Source organism: Nakamurella multipartita DSM 44233, assembly GCF_000024365.1.
Lineage (GTDB): Bacteria > Actinomycetota > Actinomycetes > Mycobacteriales > Nakamurellaceae > Nakamurella > Nakamurella multipartita.
Genome location: NC_013235.1, coordinates 5,574,113 through 5,591,830, shown reverse-complemented (window position 1 = coordinate 5,591,830; position 17,718 = coordinate 5,574,113). Strand labels below are relative to the sequence as shown.

At 72.3% G+C, this 17,718-nt stretch carries 20 protein-coding genes; 7 read left to right on the top strand and 13 right to left on the bottom strand.

Annotation, left to right across the window (positions count from 1 at the left end):
- Positions 1–31: 31 nt before the first annotated feature.
- The gene (gene pgm / locus NAMU_RS24845) at positions 32–1,684 is read left to right on the top strand and encodes a phosphoglucomutase (alpha-D-glucose-1,6-bisphosphate-dependent) (protein ID WP_015750093.1); all 1,653 of its coding nucleotides are present in this window, start codon (positions 32–34) and stop codon (positions 1,682–1,684) included.
- 75 nt (positions 1,685–1,759) lie between these two features.
- Here pgm and NAMU_RS27885 read toward each other — a convergent pair whose 3' ends face one another.
- The gene (locus tag NAMU_RS27885; RefSeq protein ID WP_015750092.1) at positions 1,760–2,809 is read right to left on the bottom strand and encodes a GGDEF domain-containing protein; all 1,050 of its coding nucleotides are present in this window, start codon (positions 2,807–2,809) and stop codon (positions 1,760–1,762) included.
- 180 nt (positions 2,810–2,989) lie between these two features.
- Between NAMU_RS27885 and NAMU_RS24835 the strand changes: the two genes are divergently transcribed.
- Complete coding sequence (locus tag NAMU_RS24835; protein WP_015750091.1) at positions 2,990–3,574, top strand: Rv1733c family protein; 585 nt, start codon at positions 2,990–2,992, stop codon at positions 3,572–3,574.
- Positions 3,575–3,587: 13 nt separating this feature from the next.
- Here the strand turns inward: NAMU_RS24835 and NAMU_RS24830 are convergent, their stop codons facing one another.
- Positions 3,588–4,574: an aldo/keto reductase gene (locus NAMU_RS24830; RefSeq protein WP_015750090.1), complete on the bottom strand. Its 987-nt coding sequence runs from the start codon at positions 4,572–4,574 to the stop codon at positions 3,588–3,590.
- Positions 4,575–4,743: 169 nt separating this feature from the next.
- Here NAMU_RS24830 and NAMU_RS27880 point away from each other — a divergent pair, with 169 nt between their 5' ends.
- The 5 genes from NAMU_RS27880 (at position 4,744) to NAMU_RS24805 (ending at position 8,956) form a co-directional block, all read left to right on the top strand.
- The gene (locus tag NAMU_RS27880) at positions 4,744–5,286 is read left to right on the top strand and encodes a hypothetical protein (protein WP_015750089.1); all 543 of its coding nucleotides are present in this window, start codon (positions 4,744–4,746) and stop codon (positions 5,284–5,286) included.
- Positions 5,287–5,478: 192 nt separating this feature from the next.
- Positions 5,479–6,090 (top strand): copper chaperone PCu(A)C, encoded by a 612-nt coding sequence (locus tag NAMU_RS24820; RefSeq protein ID WP_217180629.1) that lies wholly within the window; start codon positions 5,479–5,481, stop codon positions 6,088–6,090.
- Positions 6,083–7,327, top strand: a complete 1,245-nt coding sequence (locus NAMU_RS24815) for a Dyp-type peroxidase (protein ID WP_015750087.1) — start codon at positions 6,083–6,085, stop codon at positions 7,325–7,327. The genes NAMU_RS24820 and NAMU_RS24815 overlap by 8 nt, the downstream gene beginning before the upstream one ends.
- The gene (locus NAMU_RS24810; protein WP_015750086.1) at positions 7,324–7,917 is read left to right on the top strand and encodes a copper resistance CopC family protein; all 594 of its coding nucleotides are present in this window, start codon (positions 7,324–7,326) and stop codon (positions 7,915–7,917) included. Before NAMU_RS24815 ends, NAMU_RS24810 begins: the two co-directional genes overlap by 4 nt.
- A gap of 103 nt (positions 7,918–8,020) precedes the next feature.
- Positions 8,021–8,956, top strand: a complete 936-nt coding sequence (locus NAMU_RS24805) for a linear amide C-N hydrolase (protein ID WP_015750085.1) — start codon at positions 8,021–8,023, stop codon at positions 8,954–8,956.
- Between the two features lie 21 nt (positions 8,957–8,977).
- Here NAMU_RS24805 and NAMU_RS24800 read toward each other — a convergent pair whose 3' ends face one another.
- The 11 genes from NAMU_RS24800 to NAMU_RS24750 form a co-directional block, all read right to left on the bottom strand.
- The gene (locus NAMU_RS24800; protein ID WP_015750084.1) at positions 8,978–10,438 is read right to left on the bottom strand and encodes a wax ester/triacylglycerol synthase domain-containing protein; all 1,461 of its coding nucleotides are present in this window, start codon (positions 10,436–10,438) and stop codon (positions 8,978–8,980) included.
- A 1-nt stretch (position 10,439) separates the two neighbouring features.
- Positions 10,440–11,906 (bottom strand): HAD-IB family hydrolase, encoded by a 1,467-nt coding sequence (locus NAMU_RS24795; protein WP_015750083.1) that lies wholly within the window; start codon positions 11,904–11,906, stop codon positions 10,440–10,442.
- The gene (locus NAMU_RS24790) at positions 11,903–13,774 is read right to left on the bottom strand and encodes a lysophospholipid acyltransferase (protein ID WP_015750082.1); all 1,872 of its coding nucleotides are present in this window, start codon (positions 13,772–13,774) and stop codon (positions 11,903–11,905) included. Before NAMU_RS24790 ends, NAMU_RS24795 begins: the two co-directional genes overlap by 4 nt.
- 67 nt (positions 13,775–13,841) lie before the next feature.
- Positions 13,842–14,684 carry a ZIP family metal transporter gene (locus NAMU_RS24785; RefSeq protein ID WP_015750081.1) on the bottom strand — a complete coding sequence of 281 codons (843 nt, stop codon included), beginning with the start codon at positions 14,682–14,684 and terminating at the stop codon, positions 13,842–13,844.
- Positions 14,685–14,774: 90 nt separating this feature from the next.
- Positions 14,775–15,365, bottom strand: a complete 591-nt coding sequence (gene amaP / locus NAMU_RS24780; protein ID WP_015750080.1) for an alkaline shock response membrane anchor protein AmaP — start codon at positions 15,363–15,365, stop codon at positions 14,775–14,777.
- Positions 15,365–15,913 carry a DUF6286 domain-containing protein gene (locus tag NAMU_RS24775; protein WP_015750079.1) on the bottom strand — a complete coding sequence of 183 codons (549 nt, stop codon included), beginning with the start codon at positions 15,911–15,913 and terminating at the stop codon, positions 15,365–15,367. The genes amaP and NAMU_RS24775 overlap by 1 nt, the downstream gene beginning before the upstream one ends.
- Entirely contained in the window at positions 15,910–16,314 is a 405-nt protein-coding gene (locus NAMU_RS24770) for an Asp23/Gls24 family envelope stress response protein (protein ID WP_015750078.1), read from the bottom strand. The genes NAMU_RS24775 and NAMU_RS24770 overlap by 4 nt, the downstream gene beginning before the upstream one ends.
- Entirely contained in the window at positions 16,311–16,511 is a 201-nt protein-coding gene (locus NAMU_RS24765; protein ID WP_015750077.1) for a DUF2273 domain-containing protein, read from the bottom strand. Before NAMU_RS24765 ends, NAMU_RS24770 begins: the two co-directional genes overlap by 4 nt.
- 62 nt (positions 16,512–16,573) lie before the next feature.
- Positions 16,574–16,822: a hypothetical protein gene (locus NAMU_RS24760; RefSeq protein ID WP_015750076.1), complete on the bottom strand. Its 249-nt coding sequence runs from the start codon at positions 16,820–16,822 to the stop codon at positions 16,574–16,576.
- A 49-nt stretch (positions 16,823–16,871) separates the two neighbouring features.
- Entirely contained in the window at positions 16,872–17,276 is a 405-nt protein-coding gene (locus NAMU_RS24755; RefSeq protein ID WP_052308075.1) for an Asp23/Gls24 family envelope stress response protein, read from the bottom strand.
- 123 nt (positions 17,277–17,399) lie between these two features.
- The gene (locus tag NAMU_RS24750; protein WP_015750074.1) at positions 17,400–17,573 is read right to left on the bottom strand and encodes a CsbD family protein; all 174 of its coding nucleotides are present in this window, start codon (positions 17,571–17,573) and stop codon (positions 17,400–17,402) included.
- Positions 17,574–17,718: the final 145 nt, after the last annotated feature.

Below are 17,718 nucleotides of genomic sequence, written 5' to 3'. Positions count from 1 at the left end.
CGTCCTGCGGACCGGGACCGGGTCCGGTTCAATGAGGCCCATGGATCCACGCGCGGGCAAACTGGCTCAGGACAGCGATCTCATCGACGTCGACGCGGTGCTGGCCGCGTATGAAGACTTGCATCCGGACGTCTCCAACCCCGACCAACGGGTGGTGTTCGGCACCTCCGGTCACCGCGGGTCGAGCCTGGACACGGCGTTCAACCGGGACCACATCCTGGCCATCACCCAGGCCATCTGCGAGTACCGGGCCGAGCAGGGCACCGACGGGCCGCTGTTCATCGGCGCCGACACCCACGCCTTGGCCTTCCCGGCGCAGGCCACCGCGCTGGAGGTGCTGGCCGCCAACAACGTCACGGTGATGCTGGATTCCGCGGACGGGTTCACCCCGACCCCGGCGGTGTCCCACGCCATCCTCAAGGCCAACCGCGGCCGCACCAGCAAGCTGGCCGACGGCATCGTCGTCACGCCCAGCCACAACCCGCCGCGGGACGGCGGCTTCAAGTACAACCCGCCCAACGGCGGCCCGGCCGACAGCGACGCCACCTCGGTGATCGCCGCCCGGGCCAACGAGATCCTGGCCGGCGGGCTCAAGGACGTGAAGCGGATGAGCTACGAATCCGCCAAGAACGCCGACACCACCGGCTACTACGACTTCGTCTCCGGCTACGTGGGTGACCTGGAGAACGTGCTGGACATCGACGCCATCCGCAACGCCAAGGTCAAGATCGGCGCCGACCCGCTGGGCGGGGCGTCGGTCGCCTACTGGGAGGCCATCGGCGAACGGCTGGGCCTGGACCTGACCGTGCTGAACAAGCAGACCGACCCGACCTGGCGGTTCATGACGCTGGACTGGGACGGCAAGATCCGGATGGACTGCTCCTCGCCCAACGTGATGGCCTCGGTGGTGCAGAAGGCCAAGGGCGGCGGGTATGACGTGGCCACCGGCAACGATGCGGACGCCGACCGGCACGGCATCGTCACCCCCGACGCCGGGCTGATGAACCCCAACCACTACCTGGCCGTGGCCATCGACTACCTCTACAGCCATCGCCCGGAATGGGCCGGTGACATGGGTGTGGGCAAGACCCTGGTGTCCTCCTCGATGATCGACCGGGTGGTCGGGCAGCTCGGCCGCAAGCTGGTCGAGGTCCCGGTCGGCTTCAAGTGGTTCGTGCCCGGGCTGATCGACGGCTCGATCGGCTTCGGCGGTGAGGAGTCCGCCGGGGCCTCGTTCCTGCGCAAGCGGGGCACCGTCTGGACCACCGACAAGGACGGCATCCTGCTGGCCCTGCTGGCCTCGGAGATCATCGCCGTCACCGGCAAGTCGCCCAGCCAGCGGTACGCCGAGCTCACCGAGCAGTTCGGTAACCCCGCCTACGCGCGGGTCGACGCGCCGGCCAGCAAGGCGGAGAAGGCCAAGCTGGCCAAGCTCGCGCCGGAGGACGTCAAGGCCGACAGCCTGGCCGGGGAGCCGATCACCGCCCGGCTGGTCGCCGCGCCCGGCAACGGCGCGGCCATCGGCGGGCTCAAGGTGACCACCGAGAACGCCTGGTTCGCCGCCCGTCCGTCGGGCACCGAGGACGTCTACAAGATCTACGCCGAGTCGTTCAAGGGCCCCGAGCACCTCAAGCAGGTGCAAGAGGAGGCCCGCGAGGTGGTCTCGGCCGCGCTGGCCGGCTGACCGAGCCGCCGCGCCGACCGAAGGGTCGGCGACGTTCCCGATCCGGAACGTCGCCGACCCTTCGGTCGTTCGGCCCTACTCGACCGCCGAGGCGTGCTCGGCGAGCACCACCCGGTTCCGCCCGGCATGTTTGGCCTGGTAGAGGTACCGGTCGGCCTCCTCCATCAGGCAGTTGACCAGCTCGGCGGTCAGCTCGTCGGAATTGAGCAGCTCGACCACCACACCGCCGACGCTGATGGTTCCCGACCAGGGCGCCATCCACTGCATGGCGCTGACCCGCAGCCGTTCGGCCAGGATGCGGGCCTCCGCCGGGGTGTTCAGCGCGAGCACGGCGAACTCCTCGCCGCCCAACCGCACGGCGACGTCGTCGCTGCGGGTCGCCCGGAGCAGCCCCTGACCGACGGCGCGCAGCACGTCGTCGCCGACGGCATGGCCGTACAGGTCGTTGATCGTCTTGAAGTGGTCGATGTCCAGCACCAGCACCGCGCAGTACCGGTTGGTGGTGCCGGTGGTGCCGAGCAGGCGGGCGAGCATCCCGCGCCGGTTGAGCAGTCCGGTGAGCGGGTCGGTCATGGACAGTTGCGCGAAGGAGGCCAGCGCACCGTCCAGATGGCGTCGTTGGGCCAGCACGGTCTCGGCCGCGCCGACCAGGGCGATCACCGGCAGGCCGGTCAGGGTCAGCCATTGCACCGGGTTGGCCGCGATGGTGGCCGCCACCCCCGCGGCCCCGACCACCACGAAGCCCTCCTGCCAGCGGGGCAACGGCGCCGGCAGGCAGACCGCCGCGAACAACGTCGGCGGCAACAGCAGGATGAGGTTGAGCAGGGCGCTGACCCGATCCTGATTGGCGACGATCGAGCTGAGCACCAGCACGTCCAGCACGATCACGACGGCCATGACCACCCGGTCCGACCAGGCCGCCCCCCACCGCCAGCTGGCCCCGGCGATCACCGCGCTGCCGCCGATCAACGCCACAAACGCGGCCATCCAGCCGGGTCGGACGGTGGTGGGATCCAGGGCCGCCACGACGGCCAGGAAGGTACCGGCCAGCACCATCACGGTGAGCCACTTGGCCCGGCGCTCGCAGTCCGGACGACTCGTCACCTGCTCGACGACAGACGTCACACCGCAGCCCCCTCCCCAGAACGCTGCGGTAACTCTACGTCGATCACCGATTACGCGCTGCGCAAGTTGTCGGATTCGTCCGCGACCCGGATCGGGGTCCTTGGTCCCTGCCCCGCAGGCGCCGGCGAGCCCATGATGAAAGCTCCTGATCGCGTTCGAGCCGTCCCCGCGGAGCCGTCCATGAAGCCATCGACCGGCCGCCGGCCCGGACCGCTCGCAACGCGGGTGTGGGGCAACCCGATGGCCCGTCCCGTCGACCGGTCCGAGGCCGCCTGGACCTGGGTGCTGCTGGTGATCTGGGTGCTGGCGGTGCCGCTGCTCGCGGTGATTGGGTCGACGCAGTGGACCGACCTGCAGGCTCAGGCCGCGTCCCAGTCGCGGAGCCTGACCTCGGTGCAGGCCACCCTGCTGCAGGACGCCAGCTACGAGTTGAGCGCCTACCGGTCGATCCCGACCGGGGTGACCGCGCAGGCGACGTGGGTCGGCCCGACCGGGCTGCCCGTCACCGGTGCGGTGACCCCGGTGCCGGGTGCCCACGCCGGCGACCACATCACCATCTGGCTGGGCCCCGACGGGTCCGTGGTCGACCCGCCGCTGACCGGCGTCGACGCCACCGTGGAGGCCGTGCTCATCGCCGTCAGCGGCTGGCTCGGGTTCGGCCTGCTGCTGGTCGGTCTCTGGTGGCTGCTGCGGGCTCGGCTGGACCGGCGCCGGTGGTCGGCCTGGGCCCAGGAGTGGGAGCGGTTCGAGCGCAACGCTCGCTAGGTCCGCCCGGCTCCTACCAACGGTCGCCGATCTGGGGGGCGATCAGCTCCTGGTAGACCTCGGTCACCGCGGCCAGCACCTGCGGGGTCAGCGGGGCCAGGTCGGCCGCCGCGGCATTGCCCAGGGCCTGCACGGCGTTGCGCGCACCGGGGATGACGGAGCTGACGCCGGGCTGGTCCAGGATCCAGCGCAGCGCGAACTGGGCCATCGTGGCCGGTGCGGGGACCAGCGGAAGCAGCCGTTGCACGGCCTCCAGGCCGGTGCTGAAGTCCACCCCGGCGAAGGTCTCGCCGACGTCGAAGGCCTCGCCCCGGCGGTTGTAGGTGCGGTGATCGTTGGCCGGGAAGGTGGTGGTGCGGTCGTACTTGCCCGACAGCAGGCCACTGGCCAGCGGCACCCGGGCGATGATGCCGACGCCCGCGGCGGCGGCCGCCGGCAGCACCCGGTCCAGCGGGGCCTGGCGCAGCATGTTGAACACGATCTGCACGCTGGCCACCCCGGGCCGGGCGATCGCGGTCAGCGCCTCGTCCCGGGTCTCCACACTCACCCCGTAGGCCCGGATCCGGCCCTCGGCGACCAGCGTGTCCAACGCGCCGAACACCTCGTCGTCGGAATACACCGAGGTGGGCGGGCAGTGCAGCTGAACCAGGTCGAGGACCTCGACGCCCAGGTTGGTCCGGGACCGGTCGGTCCAGGCCCGGAAGTTGTCCAGCGTGTACGCCGCGGCCTCGTGCGGCGAGGCGCGGCGGCCCATCTTGGTCGCCACCACCAGGTCGGTGTGGCCGCGGGTGCGCAGGAAGGTCCCGATGGTCTGCTCGCTGACCCCGTCGCCGTAGACGTCGGCGGTGTCGAAGAACCGGACACCGCTGTCGTAGGCGGCGTCCAGGATGGCCAGCGCGTCGTCGGTGCTGACCTCGCCCCAGTCGGCCCCGAGTTGCCACGTGCCCAGCCCCACCTCCGAGACCTCGCGTCCCAGCCGGTCGATCGTGCGCATGTCCATGTCGTCCTCCGTGGTGCCGCGCGGCCGGCGCCGGCCGCCCCCGAAGGATGGGCGCCGCCGGCGGGTTCTGTCCAACCGCCCAGACGACCCGATGACGCCCATCCCCGGCCACCCCCGGCCACTCCCGGGGCCGGCGGGCCCGCGGTGAACGGTCGGTTAGCCTGCCTGAGTGGACACGATCCGGGGGCGCCTGCTGCGTTCCTGGGTGATCGCCATGATCGCGGTCGGACTCGGCGCGGTCGCGCACGGGGCGGCCGGTGCACCGGTGCCCGCCCCGGACCGGCTGCTGGTCGTCACCGTGGTGGCGGCGGTCGCCGCGTTTCCGTTCTATCGCCGCAGCACACCCGGCGCGGCGTTGGTGCCGTTGCTCGGCCTGGCCCAACTGGTGCTGCACCCGGCCTTCGTCTGGGCCGGCGATGAGCCGGCCGGTCCGCACGCCGGTCACGGCGCCCACGCCGCCGGCTGGCTGATGCTGGTTGCCCACGCGGCGGCCGGGCTGCTGGCCGCAGCTCTGGTCGTGCTCACCGACCGCCTGCTGGCGGCGGCGCTGCGCCCCCGACGCTGTCGGCTGCTGCTCACGGCGGTGCTGCCGGTCGAGCCGTCGACGGCCACCGCGGGGCCCCGTGCGGTGGCCCCGATCGTCACCGGCCGGCTGGCCGAGTTCGTGGTCCGGGCCCCGCGCCGCGGACCGCCGCCGATCGGCGCGCGCTAGCAACTCCCGCGGCTCGGCCGGCGTCGCTGACGTCTGGACCGGGTCGGTCCGCATGCTGCCCGGCCACCCCGAGGCCGGCCGATCGCGATGCCGTCGCGACCGGGCCCGGCCGGGGCCGGCGGCCGGCGCGTGCCCTTCCCGGGCCGGTCCGTCGGCCCACTTCACGCCCCTTGCTGTGTGTTCCGAGAGGACATGATGAATTCCCGTTCGACCACCCACCGGGCCGCCCGGTGGATCCTCGCGGCCGGTGCCGCGAGCCTGCTGCTGGTGGCCGGCTGTGCCGCCACCTCATCCGGCTCCCCGTCCACGAGCTCCCCGTCCATGAGCAGCACGTCATCGAGTACCGCGGCCGGTGAGGTGACCATCGCCGATACCTGGGTGCGGGCCACCCCGGGCACCGACGACCCGTCGATGAGCGCGGCGTTCGGGGTGCTGACCAACCACACCGACCGCCAGCTGACCGTCGTGTCGGCGACCAACAGCGCCAGCGATCGCACCGAGTTGCACGAGATGGCCATGGTCGACGGCGCGATGGTGATGCGGCCGATCAGCGGCGGCATCACCATCCCGGCCGGCGGCCGCACCACCCTGGAACCCGGTGGCCTGCACGTCATGCTGCTGAACCTGACCACGCCGATCGAGCCGGGCGACGAGGTGGACCTCACGCTGACCCTGGACGACGGGAGCACGGTGCCGTTCACCGCGGTGGCCAAGGAGTTCGCCGGCGCCAATGAGTCCTATTCGCCGACCAGCCCGATGGACAGTCAGATGGATATGGGCAGCGCGACCTCCGGCCATGGCTGAGCGTCCGGGCGAGCGGCCCGCCGCATCCGGCCCGGCCCGGGTGTACAGCCGTCGGCGGCTACTCGTCACCTCCGCGGCGGCCGCGCTGTCGGGCGCGGCCGCCGCGGCGGTCGGCGTGGGCATCGCCGATGCCGGGAGCCCGGGGGCGGCCGCCCCGGCCGCGCCCGAGACCCGCGAGGAAGACACGGTCCCGTTCTACGGCCTGCACCAGGCCGGTGTGCAGTCGCCGGCCCAGTCGGCCGCGGCGTTCTGCGCGTTCGATCTGCACGCCGACGTCGACGCCGCCGCGCTGCGGCGGCTGCTGCGCCTGCTCAGCGACGACATCGCTCGGATGAGCGCGGGCCGGGCCGCACTGGCCGACACCGCGCCCGAACTGGCCGCAGCGCCGGCCCGGCTGACCGTGACCGTCGGATTCGGGCCGTCGTTGTTCGACAAGGTCGGGCTGGCCGCGGCCCGTCCGGCCGGCTTTGCCGACCTGCCCGCGTTCCCGACCATCGATCGGCTCGACCCCACCTACGGCGGCGGGGACCTGCTGCTGCAGATCTGCGCCGACGACGCCCTGGTGGTGGCGCACGCCCAACGGATGCTGTTCAAGGACACCCGGGCGTTCGCCACCGCCCGCTGGACCCAGCGTGGGTTCCTGCCGCAAGGGCCGGCCGGCCAGACCGGGCGGAACCTGATGGGTCAGGTCGACGGCACGGTCAACCCACGGACCGACGCCGATTTCGACCGGGTGGTCTGGTCCACCGGGACCGGCTGGTTCACCGGGGGCACCTTCCTGGTCTTCCGGCGCATCCGGATGGAGCTGGACACCTGGGACGAGCTGGATCGGTCCGCGATGGAGGCGACGATCGGCCGGCGACTGTCCACCGGGGCCCCGCTGACCGGGACCGCGGAGCACGACGAGCCGGACCTGGACGCGGTCGATGCCACCGGCCTGCACGCGATCGCCGATTTCGCGCACCTGCGGCTGGCCCGCGGCGACGGCCCGGCGGCCCAGCTGCTGCGCCGCCCGTACAGCTACGACGATTCGCCGGGCGCCGACGGAGCCAGCGACGTCGGGCAGCTGTTCTGCGCCTACCAGGCCGACATCGGCGCCCAGTTCGTGCCGATGCAACAGCGGCTGGCCGCCGGGGACCTGCTCAATCAGTGGATCACCCCGGTCGGGTCGGCAGTGTTCGCCATCCCGCCCGGCTGTGCGCCGGGCGGGTTCCTCGCCGAAGGGATGTTCTCGTGACCACCGATGATTCGACCGGCCGCCGGACCGGACGGCCGGCCCGGGCCGCCGCGGTGCTGGCCGCCGCTCTGCTCGTGCTGCTCTGGGGTGGCGCCGCGCCGGCCTGGGCGCACAGCTCGCTGATCTCCAGCTCGCCGGCCGCCGACAGCGTGCTGGCCCAGGCCCCGGACCGGGTGGAGCTGGTCTTCAACGAGGAGATCCGCGACTTCCAACCCAAGCTCGCGATCACCGTTGGGGCCGCCGATCCGGTGGAGGTCACGCCGACCGTGGACGGCGCCACCGTTCGGGCCGACCTGACCGGCCTGGGCCTGGCCACCGGTTCCGGCGGGACCCCGGTGGCCTGGAAGATCGGCTACCGGGTGGTCTCCGCCGACGGCCATCCCGTCTCCGGCCTGATCACCTTCTCCGTCGGGGACGGGCCGGCGCCCAGCCCGGTGGCGTCGGCGCCGGCCGGGAGTATTCAAGCCGACAGTGATCAGGCCGGCGGGCTGGGCGGCTGGTGGTGTGTCGTGGGCCTGGCGGTCGTGATCGCCGCGGCCGGCGCCGGGTGGCTGCTGCTGCGTGGCCGGCATTCGGCTCAGGGCGAGTGAAGGGTGGGTGTCGCCCAGCGGCGCCGATCCTTCACTCGATGGGCCGACCCGACCCCGGCGGTCACGCAGCGCCAGAAGTGATCACGATCAGTAGTGTGCACGCATGTGCACCCGCATCTTCTGGAATGACAACCCGGTGGCCAAGACGGTCAGCCGGACCATGGACTGGTCCATCAGTGACGAACCGGATCTGTGGGCGCTGCCGGCCGGGTTGCACCGCTCGGGTGGCGTCGGCGACCGGGCCCTGAGCTGGACCTCGGCCTACCCGTCGGTCTCGCTGAGCATGTGGCGGGGCGGCACCGTCGACGGGGTGAACGGGGCCGGGCTGGGCGCGCACGCGCTCTATCTGGACGACGTCGACTGGGAGCCGGCCGACGACCGCCCGACGGTGGCCAACCTGATGTGGGTGCAGTACGTGTTGGACACCTTCGGGTCGGTGGCCGAGGTGGTGGCCGCAGCGCCGGACATCCGCATCGAGTCGGTGCCGTTCCGGGGCCAGACGATGGGCTGTCACCTGGCCATCGAGGACAGCACCGGCGACTCGGCCATCCTGGAGCCGACCGGGGGCCGGATGCTCATCCACCACGGGCCGCAGTACCAGGTGATGGCGAACTCGCCACTGCTGGACGAGCAGCTGGCCAACCGGGCCCGGTACCGGCCGTTCGGCGGTGAGCTGCCGCCGCCGGGGGACATCACCTCGCTGGACCGGTTCGTGCGGGCCAGCTACTTCCTGCACTACCTGCCCGAGCCGCAGGACACCGAGCAGGCGATGGCCGGCGTCGTGCACCTGGCGTCCAACGTGGCGGTGCCCTACGGCGCGCCCTACGACGACGGCGGGGTCTACCCGACCTGGTGGATCACCGCCACCGACCTGACCAACGGCACCTACTGCTTCCTGTCCACGCTGAGCCCGAACGCGGTCTGGGTCGAGCTGGACCGGGCGCTGAACTCCACCGAGATCCGCAGCCTGGACCCGCGGGCGGCCGGGCTGTCCGGGGAGATCTCCGACCGGCTGCGGCCGGCCACCCTTCCCTACTGAACCCGGCCTCGAAAGGCCGGATCAGCGGGCGATCGCGAGCACCTCGTCCAGGCCCTGCTGGAAGCACTCCATCAGCACCGACAGGTCCTCGACCGCGTCGCCGTCGACGTTGAACCCCAGACAGCAGGTGCCGGCGTGGGTCGTCATCGCCACCATGATGGCCACCCCGGGCAGGGGACCGAACGCGAAGATGCGCTGCACCTGGGCGCCGGCCAGGTAGGACTCGAACGGCAGCCCGGGCACGTTGGACGCGGACATGTCGGCCGACGACCCGAGCCGCCAGGCGGCGGCGCCGACCGAGGACGGCAGCAGGTTCACCAGCGGCGCGAACAGGCCGAACGAGTCCAGCGCGGGTTCGGTGCGCAGGGTCAGCACCAGCCCGCGGATGACGGCGATGCGTTCCACCGGGTCGCTGACCCCGACCGGCCCGGCCAGCAGTGCCCCGGCGAACTTGTTGCCGCCCATCGGGTCGTCCCCGCGGCGCAGGGAGACCGGCATGGCCATCGGCAGGCTCTCCACGCTGGTGCCGTGCCGCTCGTGATAGCGGCGCAGCCCGCCGAGCAGGGCCGCGATGTAGGCGTCGTTGACCGATCCGCTGGCCTGCTTGGCGGCCGCGCGCAGGTCCTTGAACCGGCATTCCAGGGTGGCGAAGCGCCAGTTGCGGCCGGTGCGCCCGCGGAACAGCGGCGAGGGGGCGGCGGGCGGCGGCGGCAGCATCCGGCGCAGCGACGCGGAGAACCGGACGGCCTCCTCGCCGGCCTGCAGCGGGTCGGACAGCACGGTGCCGCCGAACTTGAGCGAGCGCATCAGCAGGTCGGGAGTCTGCCCGAGGCGGGCAGCCAGCTGCCGGGTGGCCAGCACCGCGGGGTTGACCGGGCCGGTCGAGGTGCCGACCGCCGACGACGGCTTGTCGGCGGTGTGCTCGCGGGTGCGGCTCTGCACCAGGGAGAGCAGCTGGATGCCGCCGAGCCCGTCGGTCACCGAATGGTGCAGCTTGAGCAGGTAGGCGGCCCGGCCGTCGGCCAGGCCCTCGACCAGCACCGCCTCCCACAGCGGGCGCCGCCGGTTGAGCGGGGCCAGCGCGAACCGCTCGACGTAGGCCAGCAGGGTGGCCTGGTCGCCGGGGGCATCCAGCCGGACCCGGCGCAGGTGGTTGTCCAGGTCGAACGAGGTGTCCTGCACCCAGACCGGCGGGCCCACCGGCAGGATCGGCTCCTGCACCCGTTCCCGGGTCCGCCGGATCAGCTCGACCGCCCACTCGTGGGCGCCGCGTAACCGGTCCCACTCCGGCTCGGTGTCCAGCAGCATCATCGCCACGATCGTCGAGGACAGCTCGGGGTGGCGCTCGGAGCGCCACATGAGCGTCTCCAGCTCGCTCATCGACCCGTCGAGGCCCCATTGCCCGGCGGCCGCCCAGGCCTTGCGGTTCAGCTCGTCGGGACTGGGCACGGCGGGCCGGCCCGCGGCGCGGTCGGTCGTCATCTCAGGGGGCCTCCGGCCAGTCGGCGAGGGTGGCGACGAACTTCTCGCGCACCTGTCGGCAATGCTCGTTGATCGTCTCCGGGGTCCACCCGTCGGTGGGAATCGGGTCCAGCACGGCGATCTGCAGGGTGCCCGAGTGCAGCAGCTTGGAGTTGCGCCACATCAGCTCGCCGGCATTACGGATGACGATCGGCACGATCGGCACGCCCGCCTGCATGGCCAGATGGAAGGCGCCCTTCTTGAACGGCAGCACGTTCGGCGTGGGGGAGCGGGTGCCCTCGGGCATGATCACCACCGACGTGCCGGCCCGGATCCGGTCGGCCAGCGCGGCCAGGTCCCGCTTGGCCGAGTCCGGGTGCGAGCGGTCGATGTAGGCGGGATCGACGAACAACCCGGCGATGGCCATCCGCGGGTCGAACTGGGCCTCCTTCTTGGCCACTCCGGTGAAGTCCCGGCGCAGCAGCGCCCCCATCAGCGGGGCGTCCAGCGAGCTCTGGTGATTGGCCACGAAGACCGCCGGCCGGGCGGCCCACAGGTTCTGTTCGCCGACGATCTCCAGCTTCACCCCGGCCAGGGCCAGGGCCAGATCGCAGGCCAACGGGATGCCGATGTTGCGGCCCACCGCCGAGTCACCGGTCAGCAGGCTGGCCGCCGCCCCGACCAGCACGCCGATGTTGAATCCGCCGAGCGCGGCGGCGGTGCCGGCCAGCGCCCGCAGCCCGCCGTTGCGCGGCTCGACCAGGGTGAGCACCGGCCAGTCGTAGGTGCGGGCGGCCAGGGCCAGCCCGGTGTGCGGGTTGAGCGGGCGGGGCCGGCCGACCGAGCTGAGGAAGGCCACGTCCTCGTCCCCGTTGCCGTAGGCGTAGCTGGCGGTCAGGTCGACGCCGTGCTCGCGGGCGAAGGCCCGGACCGCCGCGCCCTTGGGTTCGCCCCACAACATGGGGCCGGCCAGCTTGCCGGTGATCACCCCGTCGACGACCTCGACCTCGGTGCACAGGATCGCGGAGATGCCCAGATCCCGGGCCAGCGGCTCGATCTGGAACCGGGTGGCGGCCGAGGCGACGGCCACCGTGTGCCCCATCCGCTGGTGCGCCCGGACCAGGGCGCGGGCCTGCGGGCGGACCGCGGCGGCGATCTTGTGCGCGAACAGCCGCTCGCCCAGTTCCATCACCGTGTCGGCGTCGCGGCCGGCCATGGCGGCCACCCCGTGCCGGCCGATCGCGGTCGGGTCGCCGCCCAGCGCCCCGTCGACCGCGGAGAACAGCGACCGGGCCACGTCCCCGGGGGCGATGTCCCGACGCTTGATGCTGTCGGCGAAGAACGTGTTGGCCGTGTACCCCTCGACCAGGGTGCCGTCCAGGTCGAAGAACGCCCCGACCTGCGGTCCCGCGGGTCCGGCCAGCACCTCGGCGATCGCATCGTCGGCGGTCAGCGCGGTGGGCCCGGTGCTCTTCTGCGGGGCGCTCACCGCTGACCGCCCCAGGCCAGCGTGCCGATGGCGTCGGCGCGCCGGACGTCGGTGGCGATCTCCGCGGTGAACGCGGCCCGCACGGCCGGGTCGGTGCCGCCGGCCAGCAGCCCCCGGCTGTCGGCCACCCGCAGCGCGGTCCGGAACAGCTCCAACGACACCGATTCGCCGCCGGCGATGCGATGCTGCAGCAACCACTGCTCGCCGACCCCGAGACATTCGGTGAGCAGTCGCTCCTGGTCGACCGGCTCCGGATCGGCCGGCTCGGCGGCCAGCCGGTCGGCGACCACCAGATAGGCGTCCAGGTAGGGGCGCAGCACCAGGTGGGCGACCTGCAGGTCCGAGCGGGCCAGCAATTCCTTCGCCCGGTCCGACCCGCACGCCCAGTGCTGGTCGGGCGCGTCGGCGCCGATCAGCCGCAGTTCGGTCAGCACCTCGTCGCCGAACCGGGCCCGGGACGGGAAGTAGAACTCGTACTTGAGCAGCTCGCGCAACCGCATGGCCTCGGTGAACACGTCCACCGACGCGTCCTCGACGACTGCCTGCAGCGCCATCTCGGTGATCGCCCGGTGCACCAGCGTGTGGATCATCGTGTTGCGGTAGAAGGCGGCGACCAGGTCCCGGTTGCGGGCGATCTGCCAGACCGGTTCGGTGCCCTCGTCGAACACGTCGATCAGGTGCGAGGAGACCATCTCCTGCAGGGTGCGCCGGATCGTGGTCCGGTCGGTCAGGTCGAGCGCGCCGGCCACCGCCCAGCCCTGCCGGCTCAGGTAGCGGGCCAGCGGACGGACGGTGGCCAGCATCTCGTCCAGGGTCAGCGCCCGGTCGGCGCCGAGCAGGGCCAGGCTGACCACCGCGGTCGCGGTCACCGGGGTGGCCCGGTTGATCCGGTGCGCCACGTCCAGCGCGATCCGTTCGACCACGTGGTCGGCGGTGGCCGGGTCGGCCCGCAGCTCGGCCAGCCGCTGCCGCAGCGGGATCGGTTCGCCGAAGTCCAGGTACGCCCGGCCCAGCCGGCGCTGCTGCTGACGGGCCAGATGCACCAGCCAGCGCAGGTTCTCGGGCCGCTTGCCGGCGCCGCGGGCCTCCTTGGTCATCAGGGAGACCTCGTGCAACTGGTCGTAGACGATCGACACGCCGATGACCTGGATGTCCAGGGCGTCGACGTGGCCGGGCCCGTGGACCGCGGGGTCGCCGGTCCGGGTCGCCTCGTCCAACCCGTCGACCAGGTACTTCAGGATGCCGAACGTGGGGGGCCGGAGCTTGCCGGTGCGGGTCCGACCGCCCTCGATCGACCAGGCCAGGTTGCCGCGGCTGCGCACCAGTTCGGCGATGTAGGACCGCAGGGTCAACCGGTAGACCGGCAGCTCGCGGATGTTGCGCCGGATGAACACCACCCCGGACCGGCTGGCCCACTGGCCGAACGGGAACAGGTTCAGGTTGGACCCGCCCAGCGTGTATACGGGGGTGAGCCGTTTGGCCGCGACGACCTCGGGCACGGCGAACCCGTCAAGGTAGGAGCGGTGGGCGAAGGCGAAGGCCAGCGAGCAGCGGCGGTCCAATTCGCGCAGCCGCTGCACCTGGTCGTCGTCGACGTAGACGTCGTAGGCCCGCATGAACCAGCGGCCGAACGCCCGCCACGCGTTCATCGGGCGGGGGTCGTGGGTGGCGGCCATCTCCCGCAGGTAGCCGACCGCCTCGGCCCGGACCTCGTCCGGGTCCTGGCCCAGCTCGTCGGCCACCGTGTGCAGGCGTTCGTCGAACCAGTCCGCCCGCAGGAGCTCGTCCGCCTCCGGGCTGTCCAGCCGCATGGATGCCGAGAGCTGCCGGACCGCCTGCGCCGGTGCGGGGATTCCTGGGAGCTTCACCCGTCGATCATCACACCAGCCGGTCAACGGGGCAGATGTCCGATGTGGGTGATTCGAGGCGACGAGCCTAGGCCCCGGCCGCGACGAGGACGAGATCGGTGGCCACGCCCAGGCCGATCCCGACCAGCAGCCCCACGGCGATGAGCATGGGCCGGCCGGCTCGGTCGGCCACCCGCAGCAGCTGTGTCACCACGAACAGGATCGATCCGGCGGCCAGGGCGAGGAACAGGACGGACAGCCGGTCGTCGACCACCAGCTGGCCCAGCAGGGTGCCCAGCAGCGTCGGGCCGCCGCCGATCACCCCCAGCAAGGCCAGAAAGCCCCAGCTCGGGCGGGTCGACCCGGCGGCCAGTGGAGCCACGATGCCGAAGCCCTCGGTCGCGTTGTGCAGGCCGAATCCGACGATCAGCAGCACGGCCAGGGACAGTTCACCGGCGGCTGCGCTCTGCCCGATCGCCAGGCCCTCGGCGAAGTTGTGCAACCCGATGCCGACCGCGATGAGCAACGCGAGGCGGCCGGCGTCGGTCGTGGCGACCGACCCGCGGCCGGACAGCTCGGTGGCCGATGCCGTCCCCGGGCCCGGACGACGGGCCAGGCCGCGGTCCGAGATCCAGCCCTGATAGGCGACGAGCCCGAGCAGTCCGGCCGCCAGTCCCCCGGCCGCGATGATGGACAGCTCGACGAAATCGGTCCAGCCCGCGCCCCCGGTCGCGGCCTGCAGGGCCGCCTCCAGCGGCTCCATCGCCTGCGCCGCCACGTCCCACAGGATGAACAGCAGCACCCCGATCGCGATCGCGTTGAGCATCGCGCGCCAGCCGGCGCTCAGCGATCCGATCCGGCCGAAGGGCAGGCCCAGAAAGATCGTCGCGCCGGCAATGGTGCCCAGCAGGGCGACGGTGGCCGGATCCATGCTGCTCCCAGGTGGTCAATGATGTAAGCCTCACCAAACTCGGCGAGTCTGCTCCTCCGGGGCGGTCAGGTCAACCTGCGTACCGCCCGATCAGACCACCGACCGCGCGGCCGAGCGACGGCTGACGGTGAGCGTGAGATACGCCGGCAGCGCGGGCAGTTCCAGCGCGGTCCGCGCGTCGCGCACCACGTCGTCGACGATCCGACGGCGGATGTGGGCGGTGTCGGCGGTGTTGTCGGTGGTCACCTTGAGCCACAGCTCGGGGGCGTCGGCGTGCCCGGACAGGTCGGCCCGGGCGTCCCGGACCCCGTCGATGCCCAGGATGTCGTCCTCGACGGCCCGGGTCAGCGCCTTGGCCGAGGCGTCGGTCCGGCCGGCGGCCGGATCCGGATCCCGATCGGTGTCCAGGCTCAGCCGGTGGATCCGGTCGATCCGGATCTGCACCACCAGCCAGCGCAGGGCCAGCAGCCCGACCACGACGGCCACGGCCAGAGCTGCCCACCAGAGCCAGGGGTTGGCGTTGACCCATTGGGCGGCCGACTCCGGGTACACCGGCTGGCCGGCCCGGTCGGCGCCGAACACTCCGGTCGAGAGCAGGGCGACGCCGACGCCGGCGAGCAGGAGCAGGGCGCCGACCAGCAGCAGGCCGACGCGGTTGCCACGGGTGGTTCGGCGGTTCATCAGGCGTCCTTCGTGATCAGTCGGGTGCGCACGGTGCGGGGGCTGCGCAGGTTCAGCGCGCCGATCCGGCGGTCCACCGCGTCGGTGGTCGCCGCGGGCAGGCCGGCCACCTGCCGGAACGGGGTGACCGCCCGCACGGTGATGGTCGATCGACCGACGGTGGCCGAGGCGTCGGTGACGCCGTCCACGCTGAGCGCGGCCGCCCGGGCGGTGCGAGCCAGGCTGCGCTTGTTCAGGGAGGCGGCCAGGTTGGTGTCGATGTCGCTGAGCTCGACCGTGCGCCGGCCGGCCGGCAGGACGGCGATCAGCAGCAGGACCAGGCCCACCACGGCCAGGCCGATGCCGGTGGCCAGCACCCACGGCTGGTTCCAGGCGACGCCCTGCAGCTGGCGGGACGCCGCGTCCAGGTCGCCGACCGGCGGGCGCCGGTCGGTCGCGATCAGCACGGCCAGGTACCCGGCCAGGCCGGCCAGGATCAGCAGCACGAGCGCGACGAGCGAGGCGGCGACCACGCGCCGACCCCGGGGGGTGCGGATCTGGTCGGTCATTGCACGCGTCCCTTCATCGGTTCGGTCGGCCGGCGGATCTCGTCGACGGTGATGTCGATATGGTCCACCTGCAGCCCGCACAGCCGGTGGACCTGGGCCCGGACGTGCTCACGGATCTCCCGGGTGACGGTTTGCAGCGGCGCCGGGTAGGCGATCGCCACGGTCAACGACAGCGCGGTGATCGACCCGTCGGTGGTGGCGGCCGCGTTCGCGTCCCGCCCGCTGACCGCAATGCCGACGATGCTGTGCCGCAGCGGGAGGCAGTGCCGGACCTCGAGCGCCGCCCGGGCCGCGACCTTCTCCACCACCCGGTCGTACAGGGTGGTGGTGCCCCGGTCCTCGATCGGTCGTTGGACCGGAACCGGTGGGCCCGGCTCGCGCACGGCGAGGGCGGCACTCACCGCCGGCTGCGTTCGCCGCGGCGAGCGCCCAGGTAGTAGGTCAGGTCCAGGTCGCCGTCGACGACGCGGCCGATGATCAGGCCGACGGCGCCGAGCACCAGGACGAGCAGGAACGCCCAGATGCCCCCGAACGCGGCGGCCAGGCCCAGGACCAACCCGCTGATCAGGCCGAGCAGAGCGCCAAAGTGTTTGTCCATGTCAGTTCTCCTTCGGTGAGCGCGGCGCGCTCATGAGCCGGTCGGCCCGGTCGATCCGGGCCTCACAGCAGGGTGCGATGCGGCTGCCGCCGCCGCAGCCGGCGGACGAATCGGCGCAACCGGCGAACCGGATTGCGCGAGCGGACGACGCGGGGCCGGGCGGCGGCCGGCGGGGGGACCGGCCGGCCGGACAGTTCCGCCAGGCCGGCTTGGAAGGTGTCCAGGTCGCCGCCACGATCGGGATGGTGGGCCAGGATCCAGGCCCGTCGCAGCTGTCGGGCTCGACGTTCCGGAGATTCCTGGCCGCTCATCCGCTGTGTGTTCCCCGGTCGGCCGTCCCCGCACCAGGGCCCGTGGGGGTCACTGGACCCGGGTCTGGTCCGACTTGTCGTCCTCGGTGTCGTCCTCGTCGGTGTCCAGGTGCACGTCGCCGACGACGATGTTCACCTCGGTCACCTCCAGGGCGGTCATCCGCTCGATGGAGTTGATGACGTTGCGCCGGATGGCCTTGGTCAGCTCGCCGATCTCCACGCCGTACTCGACGACGATGTACAGGTCGACGGCCGCCTGACGCTCGCCCACCTCGACGGACACGCCCTGGCTGACGCTGGCCTTGGAGCCGGGGATCCGGTCCCGGACGGCGCCGATGATGCGGGCCGCGCCGCCGCCGAGGGCGTAGACGCCGTTGATCTCACGCGCGGCCAGGCCGGCGATCTTCTCCACGACGGTGTCGGCGATCGTGGTCTTGCCCTGGCTGGTGACCAGCGCGGTGCTGGAAGCCGGGGCGAGCGCCTGGCCGGCGTCGGTCTTGGGGTCGGTCTTGGTGGTGCTGGTCGGGGGTGCTCATGGATCTCTTCCTCCGTGCTCGATGGGAAACGGGGTGGTCGGTCAGTTCTTGAAGGCGTCCTTGACGGACTCGCCGGCGTTCTTGACGTCGGCCTTGGCCTGGTCCGCTCGGCCCTGGGCCTCGAGGTCCTCGTTGCCGGTCACCTGGCCGACGGTCTGCTTGACCTCGCCGACGACTTCCTGCGCCTTGTTCTTGATCTTGTCGACTGCACTCATGGTGTCTCCTCGTACTGGGCCAGCGCCCGGCCGCTGGTTGCGGAGCGGCTGTCAGGCATCGCCGCGCTGAATGGCGCGACGGTATTCGGACACCGCCCACCGGCCGATCGTCACGACTCCACCAGTGTGACCTGGCTCACCTGGT